Consider the following 16,266-nt stretch of genomic DNA (forward strand, 5'->3'; position numbering starts at 1 on the left):
CAGGAAATCAGAAGTGACTTCTACGGCATCTTCTCGTGCTCCTTACCATCCCGTAATTTTCGCATGGCAAAGAATAGGCGAATACATAACTCATTTCTCTCTTCGTTATAATCAAGGCGAGTCCGACATCTCCCAATCCAAAGTGCTTGTCCGAAAAAAGGCGAGATACCGGAAAGAGCCGCAGCCATGAAGTTGGCATGGAGTGTGTTAGCCCGCGTCTGAAAGACTAAACCACTCAAAACACTATGGATGCATCGATGCATGGTGTGCGGGGAAAGGTCGATGAACGTCGTATCAGACGACTTCATACTCCAACAGCCAGAGCTGAGAGCGAAATGCAAACAAGTGAACGGAACCAGCCAAAACAAAATGCGTGGAACAAAGGTGAATCCGAGTTGGTCCTGGTTCAACTTGAACGGCTGCTTGCCAGCCACCACTTCAAGCTCAGCAAAAAGTACCCAATACTGCTTCGCTACCTGGTCGAAAAGACACTGTGCGGAGAGGGCCACCTGCTCAAGGAGCGTACGATCGGCGTCGAGGTCTTTGATCGGACTCCGGATTACAACACTGCCGATGATCCAGTGGTTCGCACCACCATCGCCGAAATCCGCAAACGTATCGCGCAGTATTATCATGAAGATACGCACAGCAATGAGTTGCGGATCGAATTAACCGCGGGAAGCTATATCCCCGAATTCCATTTCTCAACCCCGTTGCAGTTGCCGCCTCACGCGAACTCCGATACCACCGAAGCCACGCCGCAATCAGAGGCAGCATCTCCCACCTTCAATTCCGAGCTTCCGACAGCCGCTAAACAAAGGCTGGCGCGTGGACCCTGGGTAGCCTTGGGACTTCTCCTGCTTGTGCTCGGCTCCTTTGGTGCGTGGAAAGCCTGGCAATGGTATACGATCTCCCCGGTGGAAACTGTATGGGCTCCCTTTATCGGCAGCCATTCGCCGGTTCTGATCTGCATCGGGAGGCCAGGAAGCAAGGCCAGCGAGGACACCCGCGATACCACCCTTCTCGATCACATCAATCAGGTCAATGCGCTTACCTACGACGATGTGATGGCTCTGCTCGATATCACTGATATTCTGCGTGCTCACGCACAATCCTTTCTCATCAAATCGAGCGCCAAAACAACCTTCTCCGATCTTCAGGAGGGTTCCACTATCTATGTTGGTGCACTCGACAACACCTGGACGCTGCGTGCGATGAAGTCGCTTCGTTACCAGTTCGACGAGGTCAGTTCCGGGAAGATACAGATCACCGACCACCGGGATCACAAACAGAATGATTGGATCGTCGATCAGAATGCCGTCTATCCAAATCTGAACCGCGACTACGCAATCATCGCTCGTTTTCAGAACCCCGAAACGGATAAGACCGTGATGTTGGTCGGCGGAATCGGTGGAGATGGCACGAAAGCCGCCGCTAAGTTTCTTGCTCGCCCGGGAGACCTCAAAGAGATTGCCGCAAAACTCCAGAATAATCATAATCTGAAAAATTTTGAAATTGTGTTGGGAACGCAGCTGATCAACGGCTCTCCTGGACCACCGCGAGTTTTAGCCACCGAGATGTGGTAGATACGGTCTTGCCAACGCGAAGTAGCCGTTGCACTACATTATTGAATCCACAATTGGATGTTTCTGTGACTTAAGTCCCAGCGTTACCGTTCTAGGCACTATATCCTGAGCCAATGCGGTTGAGGGACTTTTTTCTCAAGAAAAAGACCCCTTGCACTGTGTTGGCAAGGGTACACCTATTGGAGAACCGCTTTAAACGCCAGGGAAGATCTGAGTAAACCTCTGGCAAACAGCAGCAGGATGTTGAGTCATCGCCTGTCTGGCGACAAAGAGGAAGATTCTTATGATGAAGAATGGATTGGTTATGCGACTCACTTTTGTAGTGTTTGGGGTCGTTCTCATGATGCCTACCAAGGCTCTCGCCCACTGCGACGGGGCAGACGGACCAGTTGTCAAGGCTGCTCAACAAGCGCTAGCCAAGGGCGACGTAAACCTTGTCCTCGTTTGGGTAAAGGCCAATGACGAAGCCGAGATTCGAAGCGCGTTTGCCAAAACCATGGCCGTACGCCCACTAAATAAAGAAGCCAGAGAACTCGCCGACCAGTATTTCTTTGAAACGCTTGTTCGCATACACCGCGCAGGCGAAGGCGCGCCATACACCGGGCTGAAGCCAGCTGGGCGTGACCTGGGGCCTATTATTCCAGCAGCGGATAAAGCCATCGAAAGCGGGTCCGTGGATGATCTGGCGCTATTGATCGCTCACGAATCTGCGAATGGTATCCGTGAGCGATTTCAGAAGGTCATTGCCGCAAAAAAGTTCAACACGGAAGACCTAAATGCAGGGCGGGCGTACGTCAAAGCATATGTCGAATTTCTGCACTATGCCGAGGAACTTCACGAATCCGTCCAAGGGAGCAGCGACGAACGCTCCGAGGAGACCGATAAACACCACGAGCGTTAGCAACGAAGGAGGCTCTCCCAGGCTCTGCTTGTATCTGAAGAAACGTGGGCTCCATGCTATACGAAGAATGAGGATAGTATGGAGCCGCCCCGGACGGGAGGGGCTCCAAACAGCCACAAACTGCTTCAGCCAAAAGCTGCGGCGGTGAACGGTGTGGTTAAGAGCCATGGCTTGAACATGCCATGTCGGAGAGAGACGAACGTAAGTGAGCCACCGATTAAAGCACTGAAACTCGTTTTTTGCTTATAGCATTTTCGGAATTGCTACAGAACGAAAGCACCCGCTTATTGATCGGCCCGGTGAGACTTACCTATCCCACCCTTGTATCTTGCGAACTGAGGCGTGACGATAGGTTACGTTTCGGCGGAGAGGCCGTTCCCACCCGAGGCCAGAGTGATCTGAGCCTGTTGTTTAGACCGGCCCCCGCCCCTCTCTTTTTACGCCGTGGAGAATCGGAGGCCGTTGAGCCTGCATGTTCAAGGTCGGCGGGTAGAGTAAGTCCGTGAGCGCGGACAGGGGCGGTTGCCGAGATTAATCGTACCCTCAAGGAGCGCCATGAGCAAGCCGATCCAGCCCATTCAAGCGATGGTATTCTGCGGCATTGATGTGAGTGCCGCGAGCCTGGCCGTAGCCGTTCAACAGGAAGATCAACGATTCGAAGAGCGTGTTTTTGATAACTCGGGCGGCGGGCACAAGGCGCTGATCGGCTGGTTGCACAAGCTGAAGGCGCGGGTGCGTGTATCGCTGGAGGCGACCGGCATTTATTCGCTGGACCTTGCATTGGCGCTGGACGGGGCCGATGGCATCGAAGTCGCGGTACTGAATCCGAAGCTGATTCACCGCTTTGCGCAGACGCTACGCCGGTCAAAGACCGACTCGGCCGATGCGCAGGTTCTGGCTGAATACAGCGCTCGGATGCCCTTCACGCCGTGGTGTGCGCCTGAGCTGAGCGGGCTCGAATTGCGCGCTATCAGCCGTCATATCCAAAGTCTGGTCGTGGAGCACACGCGACAAAACAATCGCCTTCACGCCGCGGAAAAGTCAACGTCTACGCCCGCTTGCGTGGTGAACGACTTGAAACGTTCGATGGCTTCGCTGAAGCTGCGCATCGCACGGCTGCGCGGTGAGGCACTGGAACTGGTTCGGAGCGATGAGGCGATGCGGGAGCGCTTCGAGCTGTTGATCGGCATACCGGGGATCGCCGCAATCAGTGCGCTGCAGTTGCTCGGAGAACTGGCTCCGCTCTCGCCGGAGATGAGTGTGCGGCAGTGGGTGGCGCACAGCGGACTTGATCCGGCGCATCGGGAGTCGGGAACCTCGGTGCACAAGCCGTCGCGCATCAGCCGGGCCGGCAACCGGCATCTGCGGCGGGCGCTCTACATGCCGGCTCTGGTTGCGGCGCGCCGCAATCCGCACTTGAAGGCGTTCTACGAAACCCTGCTAAGTCGCCACAAGGCCAAGTTGCAGGCCCTGATCGCGGTGGCGCGAAAGCTGCTGCACGCAATCTACGGAATTTTCAAAAACCAAATGCCCTATGATGGGAGCAAACTCTTCCCGCAGTTGCAGATCGCATAAGAGCTACAATCGCCCCATCCAGTGAAACGGAAGCGGGCTCTGCTGGGAAGCAACCATGCCGAGGGTTAACTGGATGGGCTCATCCTGACGATGAACCGAGGGCCGGGCGGGAGATCCCCGCCCGGCCCCGACAGACATCGGAGGGATAGACCCTCATGCCTTGAAAATCCAACCCTTCCCCACCAAAATACTTGACGCAAAAGAGAGAATCTAGCCACAAAGACAAAGGCGCTGCGCGGGTGAGGCATCCGTAAATGTCTTATCCATTAGGGCCGGATCAATAAGTGGCTTTTCTCAAAGAGAAATCCACTTCGCACGTCCCTCGAAAGTTCACGCAAATTCCGAAAATGCACTAATATAATCGATGCATGATTAAAGCTGCGGTTGCCCAAGTCGGAAGCGCGTTGTTCGATACTCCTTGCACGCTTCAGAGAGTCGAGGCTTTGTGTCGGGAAGCGGCAGCATCCGATGTTCAACTGCTGGTTTTTCCAGAAGCTCTGCTGGGTGGTTACCCGAAGGGACTCACTTTTGGAGCTACGCTTGGAAATCGGACCGATGACGGGCGGGAACTCTTTCGCCGTTACTGGCAATCTGCCATCGAGTGTCCCGGACCGGAGACCGAACTGCTTGCGCATCTAGCGAAGGAACTAAATCTTCATATCGTCATCGGCGTAGTGGAGCGCGACGGCGGCACACTCTACTGTGTATCGCTGCTCTTTTCTCCCACAAAAGGTTTGATTGGCAAGCACAGAAAGCTAATGCCCACAGCCATTGAACGACTTGTCTGGGGATTGGGCGATGGATCAACCATGCAGGTCGTCGATACGGAGTTAGGTCGTATCGGCATGGCTATCTGCTGGGAAAACTATATGCCTCTCTATCGACAACACTTATATAACCAGGGCGTTCAGATATGGTGTGCTCCAACCGTAGATGCGCGCGCAATATGGCAGACAAGCATGCGCCATATCGCCTATGAAGGCCGTTGTTTTGTTCTGAGCGCGTGCCAAGTATTGAAGAAAGACGATTGGCCGGAGGATCTGAGAGAAACTGGTCTCGCGATCGACGGAAGCGGCCTAGTCGTTTCTCCCCAAGGAGAGATCGTCGCTGGTCCCATGAGTGGTGAAGGACTGTTGTTCGCCAGGCTGGATCTTGATGATATTCCACGTGGCAAATTCGATTTAGATGTGGCTGGACACTATAACAGACCGGATGTATTTTCCTTTCATCTCAAGTGATCGTTCGAGCGAACACTTGGTCGTGGCAGTTTGTGGATGATGTGCAACCGTCCAAGATTGGTTAGTTTCCCGGCGCAAAGACTGGCGGGTCAGAGTACGCAAGAGTGGTCCCTCGTGAACTTCATCGTACTGCACATTGAAGGGACAAATCGAAGATACACATTCGCCCCTTCAATGTTTTACCTAGTCCCGTTGTCCTTCGAACCATCGATAGATGGCGGGAAGAACCAGCAAGGTCAGCAGCGTTGAAGTGACAAGGCCGCCGATGACTACTGTTGCCAGTGGCCGTTGCACTTCTGCTCCTGCGCCATGCGACAGCGCCATGGGGATGAAGCCGAGACTGGCGACCAGTGCGGTCATCAGCACCGGACGAAGACGCGTGAGTGCGCCTTGTTCCACGGCTACTTCAAAGGGAAGCCCTTCTTTGCGCAGGTCGCGGATATAGGTGAGTAGGACAATGCCATTCAAAACGGCAATGCCAAACAGCGCGATGAATCCGACTCCAGCGGAGATGCTGAAGGGCATGCTGCGCAGGAGCAATGCAAGGATGCCTCCTGTTGCGGCCAGCGGAATGTTCATGAAGATCAACAATGCCGGCATCGCAGCCTGAAAGTTGAAGTAGAGCAACACAAAGATCAGTAGAAGTGCTGCAGGCACCACGATCATCAGTCTGCGGCTGGCGCTTTGCAACTGCTCGAACTGGCCGCCCCATTGCAGTTGATAACCGTTCGGAATCGGCACCTTGGCGGAGACGGCGCGTTGAGCATCGGCGACGAATCCTGCCAGATCGCGCCCGCGCACATTCACCTCCACGCTGATGCGGCGCTGGCCTCCCTCGCGGCTAATCTGCGCAGGGCCTTCTTCCTCCTGAATATCGGCCAACTGCGCAAGCGGAATGAAGTGGCCCTCGTTGTCGCCCACGCGCAGGTCGCCGATGTTCTCGATGGAGGCTCGCTGCTCCTCGGGGAAGCGAACTTGCATGGTGAAGCGCCGATTGCCCTCGATGATTTCACCGACGGGTTTTCCGCCAATTGCCTGCACTGTATCGAGCACGGCCGAGGCATCGAGTCCATGACGGGCCAATGCATCGCGCCGAAGATGAATGCGCAGGTAGGGCAGCCCAGCCACACGCTCGGCGCGGACATCGGCCGCACCGGAAACCTTGCTGACCACAGCGGCAATCTGATCGGCCTTCTGGCGCAGGGTTTCGAGATCGTCGCCGTAGAGCTTGATCGCAATGTCGCTGCGGGTTCCTCCTTCCATCAACTCCTGCATGCGCATCTGGATGGGCTGAGAAAAGCTGTAGGCCGCGCCCGGAGCTTCTTCTTTCAGACGCTTTTCCATGGCCTCGATCAGATCGCTCTTGTTCCTCTTTTTCGGCCACTCGTTCTGCGGCTTCAGCATGACGTAGACATCGCTTTGATCAATGGCCATGGGGTCCGTAGCGACCTCAGGGCTTCCGGTTCGACTGAAAACAGAGGAGACTTCGGGAAACTCGCGCAGCACTTTCTCGATGATCTGGTTGCCATGTAATGACTCGGAGATGGAGATGCCTGGCACGCGATACATTTGCACGAGGAGAGAACCTTCATCGAGAGAGGGAATAAACTCCGCACCCAGAAAAGGGATTGCGATCAGGGACGCCATAAAGATACCAACCGCGATGCCGGCGGTGAGTCGAGGCGCACGCAAGGCTTTTTTGAGAAGCGGATGATAGAAATGATCGATCTTCCGCATCAGCCATGTATGTTCCTCGGCCGGTAATTTGCGAAGGAGAAAGAACGCAAGCACAGGCATCAGCGCGAGCGCGATCAGCAACGAACCGAAGAGTGCGAACAGAACGGTTGCCGCCATCGGCTTGAACATCTTTCCTTCAACATTGCCCAGGGTAAGAATCGGAAGATAGACGAGAGCGATGATGACCACGCCAAAGAAGATTGGTTTGGCTACCTCGCGTGCGGCAGAGAGAATGATGTCGCGGGCGTCTTCTTCCGGTTTTTTTTGATGCAGTCGGCGAAGAATGTTTTCAATAATGACCACCGATCCATCGACAATCAATCCGAAGTCGATGGCGCCAAGGCTCATGAGGTTTCCTGAGATCTTGGCCTGCACCATGCCGATAAAAGCCACCAGCATCGAGAGCGGAATGGCCAGTGAAACCACCAGTCCAGCGCGGAAGCTGCCCAGCAGCAGAAGCAGAACTGCGATGACAAGCAGACCGCCTTCGATCAGGTTGCGCGTCACCGTGTGGATCGTGCGCTTCACCAGATCGGTTCGGTCATAGAGTGGTTCAATGCGTACTCCGGCAGGCAGTGTCTTCTGGATTTCATCCAGACTCTGTTTGATGCGATCGGCCACGACGCGCGAGTTTTCGCCGAGCAACATCATGCCGACGCCAATCACAATTTCGCCATTGCCATTCTGCGTGGCAAAACCACGTCGCACCATGGGAGCGAATCGCACGTTGCCAATGTGCCGAACCAGAATCGGTGTGCCCGTGGAAGAATTTCCGACGACAATGTTCTCAATATCGGAAAGACTCCCGATCAGACCTTCTCCACGAATGAGCGACTGTTGTTCGGAGCGTTCCAGATAAGCGCCACCGGCATTGGCGTTGTTTTTGCCAAGTGCATCGATGACCTTTGTGAGCGGCACATGGTAACCCGCGAGCTTATCGCTATCGACCTGCACTTCATAGGTCTTCAACTCGCCACCCTGGCTGTTCACTTCGACGACGCCGGGGACACGGCGTAGTTTCGGCGCAATCTCCCAGTCGAGAATGCTGCGCAGATCCATGCCGCTGCGGCCTGGCCCTGTGACCTTGAACTGGTAAATTTCTCCAAGTCCTGTCGAGATTGGCCCCATCTCGGGCACGCCGACCTCGGCGGGAATGGCCTCCTTCGCTTGCGGCAGCCGTTCCATCACCAGCCTGCGGCAAAAGTAGGGATCCATGTTGTCTTCAAAGTAGATGGCCACATACGACAGGCCATACTTCGAGGTGGATTGAATGCGCCGGATGCCGGGCAGACCGCTCATCGCCGTCTCGACCGGATACGACAAAAGTTGTTCCACCTCCAAAGGAGAAAGGCTTGGCGCGCGCGTCAGCACGAGCACCTGATTGGGCGTGATATCCGGTTCAGCGTCGATAGGCAGATTGCGCATGGCGGCAACGCCGGCAGCAGCAACAAACAGTGCCGCGAGCAGGACAAGAATGCGATAGCGGAGTGCGAGTTCCACAAGTCTCTGCATGGCTATTCCTCTCCCAATTCGCCACCGGCCAGGATGGACTTCAGATGAAAGGAACCTTGCGTGATGACGGGCTCGCCAGCCTTCAGGCCGCGCACAATCTCGGCTTGCCCATTGACGATGGCCCCCTTCTCCACTTCGCGTTTCTCGAACTGCGTCGAGGAACGACGAACGAAGACAACGCTCTTGCCTTCGACCTCTTGCAATGCGCTGGTGGGCACAGTGACGGCCTGTTTGTCGAATTTGGTGGGCAGCTCAATGCTTGCAAACATGTCCGTTTTCAGCTTCAGATCGCCATTCGCGACCTCGCAACGAACACGCGCGGTGCGCGTCTGCGGATCGAGCACATCGCTAATGTAGGCAACGCGGCCGGCAAAGCGTTCGTTGGGATAGGTGTCCACCGTGATGGAAGCATTCTGTCCGACGCGAATACGGCCAAGATCTTTTTCGTAGACCTCTGCCTGCACCCACACTTGCGTGAGATTTGCGATGGCGAAGACTTCCCGGCTTTCATCGATGAAGTCGCCGGTGGAAACCTGTGCCTTGGTTACGACTCCGGCAAAAGGAGCTTTCAGCGCCGTCAAAAAGCTGCTGCGCGCAGACGCATTCGCAATGCCAAGCCGGTGCAGACGCACTTCAAGCCCGTTGATGGCCGCTTGTTGAGAGCGTATGTTTGCCTCAATCTCCTGTTGCTCTGCCTGACTGGATTCGAAGTCCTTCTCGGCTCCGGCACCAATATCGGCAAGCCTGCGACTGCGTTCTGTTTGACGACGCGCGGGAGAAAGGCGAGCTTTGCGTTGTTCCAGTTCAGCGCGAGCCGATTGCAATTGCGCAATCAGTTCGCCTGCCTCGATGTTGTCAAACACGGCCAGCGTTTGTCCGGCCTTGACGCGATCACCAACCTTTGCGTGAACCTCAACGATGCGTCCTCGCGCGAGTGGCCGCACCGAGGCCACGCGACTATCGATTGGTTGGACCGTTCCCGTGGCGCGCAGATATTCCTGCATGTGCGTGAGTGCCGCGGGTGCGGTTTGAAGCCCGATATGCTGCTGGGCAGAAAGACTCATCTGCAGCAAGCCATTTTGCTGCGTCTCGGGTTGCTGCTTTGCGTTGTCCGCGTTTTCAGCAGGCTTCCGTTTGCAACCGGAGAAGATCAGTGCGCTGAAGAGTAAAGATACGATCATTCGCTTCATGGAAGGTTTCCTCCCGTTGCTCGTTCCAGTTCTGCCCAAGTGCGCGCCACGTCGGCCTGCGCGTCGATCGAAGCCTGCTGCGTGTCTACCAGACGGCGTTGTTCGTTAAGCACGTCCAGCAAACGCAGTTGCCCAAGTTTGTAAGCCTGGCGAATCACGGAAAGATTGGCGACCGAAGGCGTAATCACATCCTTTTGCAGCGTCTGCCATGAGTCCGTCGCCACGCGCCAGCGCTGATAAGCGGACTCCACTTCAAGAGGAATGCTCTGCGCAAGATATTCGCTGTGAGACTGCGCCGCGGCAACGCGTGCCGTGGCCGCTTGCATATTGCCCGCGCCACTGCGACTGGTGCGCAGCGGAAGCGATACGCCGAAGCTCAACGTGCTGACGCGTTCACGAATGGGGCCAAGGGATCCGTTGCTCCGCTGCCCGTACAGACCATCGAATTCGCTAGCTTGGCGGGCCACTCCGGCAGAGAATGTAACGTCCGGCCGTGCCTCGGAACGAGCCAGTGAAACTCCCGCATGTTCGCGTTCTTCATTCGCCCGCGCCATGGCCAAATCAGCGCGCTCTTCAATCGCTTTGCGCTTCAGGCTCTCAAGTTCGAACGATGCCGACGGCTGAAAGTCGGCGGAGGGAAGGCCTTGCTCAAGCCGCAGTCCTGCCAATCGACGAATCTCCAACTCCGCGGTTGTCCGTCTCCCTTGTGCGCTTGCTTTTTGAACCCGCGCGCGGCTGATTTCCACCTTCAGCAAATTGGCATCGAGCGGAGCCACATCGCCCTCGCGCGCTCGTGCTTCTGTCAGCTTTAGAGACTGCTCACTCAAATCAATCAGTTTGTCGAAGAGTTTCACCTTGCGGTCTTCCGCAAGATACTCCGCATAGGTTGCCTTGATGGCATAGGCCAACTGCGTGGACTGCTCCTTGTATGCGGCCTCTGCCACACGAACAGCAAGCTCGGCCACCTGCACGCGTTTTCCGCGCTTGCCGAAGGTCTCCACCTGCTGCGAAACTCCGGCTCCATACTGGTACTCGCCCTCCGAGCCAAAGGGCTTGCCCGTTTCCCCGGTGAAATTGATAGTTGGCGATGGTCGAACCCCAGCCTGACGCAGTTGGCCTCTAGCTTCTGCAATCCGGCTCTGCATCGCAGCGAGATCCTTATTATTGGCGATTCCTACGCGCACAAGGTCGTCTGCCGTCTGTAGAACGGCAACACCGGGCTGTGCCCTGAGCAAAAATTGCGGGCACAACAGTGCGAGCAGGAGAAAGAGAATCCTTCTCCGCATACACGTCTCCTATTCAGTTTTCTGTTTTCAGGAATTCTGCAAGATAGGACTAGCTGAGTTGCGGAGGGTGATCGATATAGGAGGGCGTCAGAATCGGACGCTCGATCTGTTCTTGTGGATGCGCCCAAACAATGAGTTGTTCAGGAATGAAAGTGATTTGTCGAATCGGTACCGCATATACGCAGCAGCAGAGGCAGTTGTCCGGTACGTTGGGTGCCTGCTGCGAATGCTGAGATTGCGTCTGAGAGCAATTCGTTTCCGCAAACAAATCGCAGTGCAAGACCTCCACGGTCACAAAAAGGACCAGGAAGGCTGCAAAAACACGAATCGCTTTGGGCCATACTCTCATAAGAATAGAATGCCACAGTTCTGCAAGAAATGCTCGTCGTTCTGAGAATCCCTGCAACACCGAACGTTCGCACTCTTTGCTGGGCTATCGATTGCCTGTACTAGTGGCATAACAACCTGAAGTTCCCAAGGGCATGAAGAGGTGTAGAACCACCTTCTTTATAAGTACTTATGACAAGCCAGGACTGCGTTGGGTTGCGTGCAGACCCGGCTTAGAGATGTAACCCAATTGTCCTCGATCATGGTTACCACGAGAGAATATTCTGCGATACCAAGGCTTGCAACCTTAGCAAGCTGTTTTGATAATGTTCCGGCTGTGACGTCACTCTGGGCAAGCTCCACTTGGAGCGTCTGAGACATCTTTGATGTATAGATGGAAAGCTTGCAGATGCTGGGGTTGAGGCATACCTGATCGTCTTCGAGACCGGCAAGTTGCGGAACCTCGCCGCTCAGAATCACACGGCCAACGGAAAGGTTCCCTACGGTCTCGACGGCATAACCATAGTCGATATGCCGAGTCGCCTCTGCGTCTAAGTCAACGGTCTTTCCGTTGTTGAGCCGGGCGGAAAAATCAGGCTCGATCCGCTCAACGGAAGTTAAACCTCTGGATCGAATATGATTTTCTTTGTCGGACGCTGTAAACCGGATGCCATCGGCTTCGGCCATCTCATGCGACTCTTCCCGGTAGACCTTGCTCCGGCTGGTCTGTGTATGAAGATGGACAGGGCTATAGGTGGCTATACCCTGTGCAGGTGCAAAGTGATCTCGCTCTTGCCAATTAATCCAATCGTCAAATGCGTCCGGACTCCAGGCCTTTTAATACCGCCCGTATGCGGTCGCGGACGCCCAGTTTGGAGAGGATGCTGGAAATGTGATTCTTGACCGTTCCCTCCGACGCCCCAAGAGCATCGCCGATCTCCCGGTTGCTATAGCCGCCCGCCATGAGCCGGAGGACTTCCAGTTCGCGTTTTGTAAGCGGATCGGGCGATTCGAGGCTTTCAAATTCCGTCCGGGTCTCTTCAAGTCTCCGCAGGGCACTTTCGGTTACCGCTGGCCGAAGTATGGTTTCTCCCGCAGCAACCAAACGAATCGCTTCCGTGAGTTTTTCAACAGAAACATCTTTGAGCAGGAAGCCCTTCGCTCCAGCACGAATCCCTTTCAAAAGCGCCTCATCGTCATCGAATGTCGTCAGAAGAATCGTAGGAGGTAGTGAACCAGTTTCCCGCAGAGCTTCCAGAACGTCGATGCCGGAACGCTTCGGCATCCGGACATCCAGCAGCACAACGTCGGGCCGGTGCTCACGAATAATGGAGATCGCCTCTTCGCCGTCGGAAGCCTCAGCAATCACGTCGGTCTCCTGACCGAGGCTCAAGAGTCCACGGATGCCGCGCCGAACGAGCATTTCGTCTTCAACCAGAACGACGCGAATCATACAAACTCTCCGCTTACTGGGATAAATGCCTGGATCGTGAATCCTTTATCTAACTGGCTTTCAAACTGCAATGTTCCGCCAACTTCCTCCAGACGCTCCTTCATCCCCTTGAGCCCGTTTCCGGACACGATGTTGGCAGCGCCTTTTCCATCATCACGCACCTGTATCTCCCATCCGGTTTCGGAGCGTCTCAACTCGACCCACAGATTACTGGCGTGTGCGTGTTTGATCGCATTTGTGATTGCCTCCTGAACACAGCGGAAGATCACATGTGCGCAAGTTGGGTCAACCCGATCCAGATTTTCTGGTAACTCAAGGTGAATCGATAGCCCGGCGATGCCGTGCGAGAGCAGTTCAATTGCACCACGCAGGTCGCTTTGCCGCGGATCGCGCAGCCCGCCGACCACCTCGCGCACTTCAGCAAGCAGCAGTTTGGCAACCAGGTGAGCTTCGTTCACTGTTTTAGCCGCTGGACCTTCTACCAAGTGGGAGGCCAGTTGCAGGTTAATACTCAACCCGGCTAGATGATGACCGACCACATCGTGCAATTCGCGGGAGATGCGAAGGCGCTCAGCCATGCGGGTTTCATCGGACAGAAGCGATTGCATGGCCATAAGTTCCGCATTGGTGCGAGCCAGTTCGCGATGGTTGCGTGTCTCGCTAACGGCAAGATATCCAGCGCCAAAAGCAAACCATGTCCAGGTCAGCATATAGAGAATCGTGCCGGGAACGGAGATGAACAACGGCGTGTGAACCAATGCGTCCTCGGGAACAAAATTTCCCATCGACAGGGCTACCGCCGTTAATGCGAGCAATACAACACACTGGGCCACCAGCCATTTGCGCGCTTGGCGAATCGGCATCATGAAGGGCAGTTCGGCGGAAACGATAAACATCGTTTCGGTAAACACAACCGATAACGCAAGCTGAACAATCAGCAAAATGATACTAACTTTTGTGGGCCTGTCTGTTCCCGCATCGCGCGTATTCCACCAGAAGGCCGCGCCGAAGCCAAGGCAAATCGCGAGAACGATTGCACAAAACGTTATCTGCACGAATGTTTGCGAATGTCCCGAATGGGACATATCAGATGCCTGGAGTTTGGCCGACAACGAGAACCACTGGTCAACGATGACCGGCAGCGTCACCATCGCACAGGCTACCAATCCTGCGTATCGAAAGAGTTGTCGTGGCGTAATCAGTGGCTGCCTCCTATAGCGATCATAAGTCAATCTGGTTTCCGGGGCATGTGCTTAAAGTCATGGTTCAGCTCCAATACTTGCGGCACTTGTATCCAGTGAATCGAAACTCCAAGATTACGCCAGGGAGAAAAGAAATGATCGGAATACGTCAAATCGCATTTTTGCTGTTGGCTGTTGTACCAAGTTGCTGTGTTGCCCAGAACCAGGCTACTGCAGTTCTGCGTCAAGGCACTCCGGTATCGCTTTCCTTTGCTGAGCCATTGAACACAAGCTCCGCGGCCATTGGCAACCATGTCAACTTTGTGCTGGCCAATGACATCACGGTAAACGGAGAAGTGGTGGTAAAAGCAGGCTGCATGGCCTCCGGCCAGATCACAGAGGTCGTTCGGGCAGCGCTTGCAGGGCGCTCGGGACGGCTCACATTGAAGCTCGATGGACTGCTTGTTGGTGACAATAAGGTCAAGCTAAGAGCTTCACGAAATGGAACGGGGGAGAACGATGTCCAATATGGACGCCCCTATCATCTCAAATGGCCTATGGGATTGCTGCGGACGGGAGATAACGTCGTGATTGGCCAAGGAACCCTGCTGTCGGTTTTTGTCGCTGAAGACATCTCGCTTCCTGCCGCGCGCTAACCGCAATGCAGAAAGTGAACCTGAATTGTTCAATGCCTGCACTCGCCAAATGGGCGCGCACATTGGAATGGATGTGCGCGCTTCGGAGAACCAGAGACCTATGATGTATGCTCTCCGTCTCACTTTTGCCGGTTTTATATTTTCGGTCTGCATCCAAGTGCATACCACGCCCGCAGTTGCTCAGCAAGTTGAAGTTGAATTGAGAGTTAGCCGCGAATTGCCGGATGCTCCCCGCCCCCAAACCTCCGAAGATTCTGGAGCGATCCGCGGCACAGTAAAGGACAGTTCCGGGGCCGTGATTGTAGGCGCCAGCATTATGCTCGAAGCTACCACCTCTACCGACAGCCGCTCAGCAAAATCGGATGACGCTGGAACCTTCAATTTTACAAACCTCAATCCGAGCACGTATCGGGTTACGGTTACGGCGCAGGGATTCGCAACCTGGATATCTTCGGCCGTAACAATTCGCGCAGGTGAGCAGTTCGAATTGCCATTTATCGTTCTGGAAGTCGCATCCGCTTCGAGCAGCGTCAACGTCAGCATTTCGCAGCACGACGTGGCGGAAGAACAGATCAAAGCAGCAGAAAAGCAAAGGATAGTCGGCATCTTCCCCGAGTTCTATGTCAGTTATATATGGAATGCCGCGCCGCTCTCAGCGGGACAGAAATTCGAGCTTGCGTGGAAGAGCACGACCGATCCAACCACCTTTGCGCTCACAGGCGTGATCGCTGGTTATGAGCAGGCGCGCAACAATCTGCGCGCATACGGCCAGGGAACGCAGGGATTTGCGAAGCGTTACGGAGCCAACTACGCCGATTCATTTAGCAGCATCATGATTGGCAGCGCGCTCCTGCCGTCTCTCTTTCATCAGGACCCACGGTACTTTGTAAAAGGGACCGGGAGCTTTCAGTCGCGTGCGCTCCATGCTATGGAATTCCCATTCGTTACCAGAGGCGATAACCGACGCGCACAGCCCAACTTCTCTGTTGTACTGGGGACCTACGCTTCCGCAGAGCTATCGAATCTCTATTACCCCTCCAGTTCGCAGACCCATGTAACAGCAAACAACATGCTGCTGGGGATTGGGCTCGATTCAGTGAACAGCCTTTTGTTGGAGTTCGTCTATCCGCATCTGACTTCATCCGCCCCTAGAAGCATAGCGGCCAATACACAACTGGTGTTGCGTGAGGGAACTCCTGTATCGCTCATCGTTGCCGAAGACCTGAGTCCCGAGGATGTACAACAGGGCAAGCCTGTGGCCTTTGCGCTTCTCAAAGATGTCAAGGTGGGCGGCGTGATCGTTGCCAGAGCGGGTAGCAGAACATCCGGCGACGTAATCGCCGTTGCAAGGATGAGCAACGAGATCAAAACAGACCGGCTACCGATACAATTTTTATCTCTTCAAGCTGGCGAAGAATGGGTTCCGCTCAGAGCATCGAAGAATCGCTCGGGCGAAGATCACGCTTCATATCGTCTAAGCAACAGCGTTCTTGCAGAAGCAGGAACCAACAAACAGATCCAGATTCGCGCAGGAACCCTGTTGACCGCGTATGTGGCCTCGGACATTTCGCTGCATCCTGTACCATGACCATCCTGCCGTAAAACGATAAGCCTTTGCGGAATC

13 protein-coding genes are annotated in these 16,266 nt (G+C 54.9%); 6 read left to right on the top strand and 7 right to left on the bottom strand.

The window, feature by feature from the left end; genetic code table 11:
- Window positions 1–245 precede the first annotated feature (245 nt).
- From ACOBR2_RS11365 to ACOBR2_RS11380, 4 genes are all read left to right on the top strand, one after another.
- The gene (locus tag ACOBR2_RS11365) at window positions 246–1,586 is read left to right on the top strand and encodes a hypothetical protein (protein WP_420236231.1); all 1,341 of its coding nucleotides are present in this window, start codon (window positions 246–248) and stop codon (window positions 1,584–1,586) included.
- A 283-nt stretch (window positions 1,587–1,869) separates the two neighbouring features.
- Complete coding sequence (locus ACOBR2_RS11370; protein WP_420236232.1) at window positions 1,870–2,487, top strand: DUF6448 family protein; 618 nt, start codon at window positions 1,870–1,872, stop codon at window positions 2,485–2,487.
- Between the two features lie 555 nt (window positions 2,488–3,042).
- The gene (locus ACOBR2_RS11375; RefSeq protein WP_420236233.1) at window positions 3,043–4,062 is read left to right on the top strand and encodes an IS110 family transposase; all 1,020 of its coding nucleotides are present in this window, start codon (window positions 3,043–3,045) and stop codon (window positions 4,060–4,062) included.
- Window positions 4,063–4,430: 368 nt separating this feature from the next.
- A complete protein-coding gene (locus tag ACOBR2_RS11380; protein WP_420236234.1) occupies window positions 4,431–5,300 on the top strand; it encodes a carbon-nitrogen hydrolase family protein in 870 nt (289 codons plus the stop codon).
- 183 nt (window positions 5,301–5,483) lie between these two features.
- Here the strand turns inward: ACOBR2_RS11380 and ACOBR2_RS11385 are convergent, their stop codons facing one another.
- From ACOBR2_RS11385 to ACOBR2_RS11415, 7 genes are all read right to left on the bottom strand, one after another.
- Window positions 5,484–8,549, bottom strand: a complete 3,066-nt coding sequence (locus tag ACOBR2_RS11385) for an efflux RND transporter permease subunit (protein ID WP_420236235.1) — start codon at window positions 8,547–8,549, stop codon at window positions 5,484–5,486.
- A gap of 2 nt (window positions 8,550–8,551) precedes the next feature.
- The gene (locus tag ACOBR2_RS11390; protein ID WP_420236236.1) at window positions 8,552–9,739 is read right to left on the bottom strand and encodes an efflux RND transporter periplasmic adaptor subunit; all 1,188 of its coding nucleotides are present in this window, start codon (window positions 9,737–9,739) and stop codon (window positions 8,552–8,554) included.
- Complete coding sequence (locus ACOBR2_RS11395; protein WP_420236237.1) at window positions 9,736–11,025, bottom strand: TolC family protein; 1,290 nt, start codon at window positions 11,023–11,025, stop codon at window positions 9,736–9,738. Before ACOBR2_RS11395 ends, ACOBR2_RS11390 begins: the two co-directional genes overlap by 4 nt.
- Window positions 11,026–11,074: 49 nt before the next feature.
- On the bottom strand, window positions 11,075–11,374 hold the full coding sequence (locus tag ACOBR2_RS11400; protein WP_420236238.1) for a hypothetical protein: 300 nt from the start codon (window positions 11,372–11,374) through the stop codon (window positions 11,075–11,077).
- A gap of 158 nt (window positions 11,375–11,532) precedes the next feature.
- On the bottom strand, window positions 11,533–12,039 hold the full coding sequence (locus ACOBR2_RS11405) for a hypothetical protein (protein WP_420236239.1): 507 nt from the start codon (window positions 12,037–12,039) through the stop codon (window positions 11,533–11,535).
- A gap of 124 nt (window positions 12,040–12,163) precedes the next feature.
- Complete coding sequence (locus tag ACOBR2_RS11410) at window positions 12,164–12,805, bottom strand: response regulator (RefSeq protein WP_420236240.1); 642 nt, start codon at window positions 12,803–12,805, stop codon at window positions 12,164–12,166.
- Window positions 12,802–13,956 carry a sensor histidine kinase gene (locus ACOBR2_RS11415; RefSeq protein ID WP_420236241.1) on the bottom strand — a complete coding sequence of 385 codons (1,155 nt, stop codon included), beginning with the start codon at window positions 13,954–13,956 and terminating at the stop codon, window positions 12,802–12,804. Before ACOBR2_RS11415 ends, ACOBR2_RS11410 begins: the two co-directional genes overlap by 4 nt.
- A gap of 185 nt (window positions 13,957–14,141) precedes the next feature.
- Between ACOBR2_RS11415 and ACOBR2_RS11420 the strand changes: the two genes are divergently transcribed.
- The gene (locus ACOBR2_RS11420) at window positions 14,142–14,642 is read left to right on the top strand and encodes a hypothetical protein (protein ID WP_420236242.1); all 501 of its coding nucleotides are present in this window, start codon (window positions 14,142–14,144) and stop codon (window positions 14,640–14,642) included.
- The gene (locus tag ACOBR2_RS11425; protein ID WP_420236243.1) at window positions 14,605–16,230 is read left to right on the top strand and encodes a carboxypeptidase-like regulatory domain-containing protein; all 1,626 of its coding nucleotides are present in this window, start codon (window positions 14,605–14,607) and stop codon (window positions 16,228–16,230) included. Before ACOBR2_RS11420 ends, ACOBR2_RS11425 begins: the two co-directional genes overlap by 38 nt.
- Window positions 16,231–16,266 lie beyond the last annotated feature (36 nt).

This window comes from Telmatobacter bradus (genome assembly GCF_048629425.1).
GTDB lineage: Bacteria > Acidobacteriota > Terriglobia > Terriglobales > Acidobacteriaceae > Telmatobacter > Telmatobacter bradus.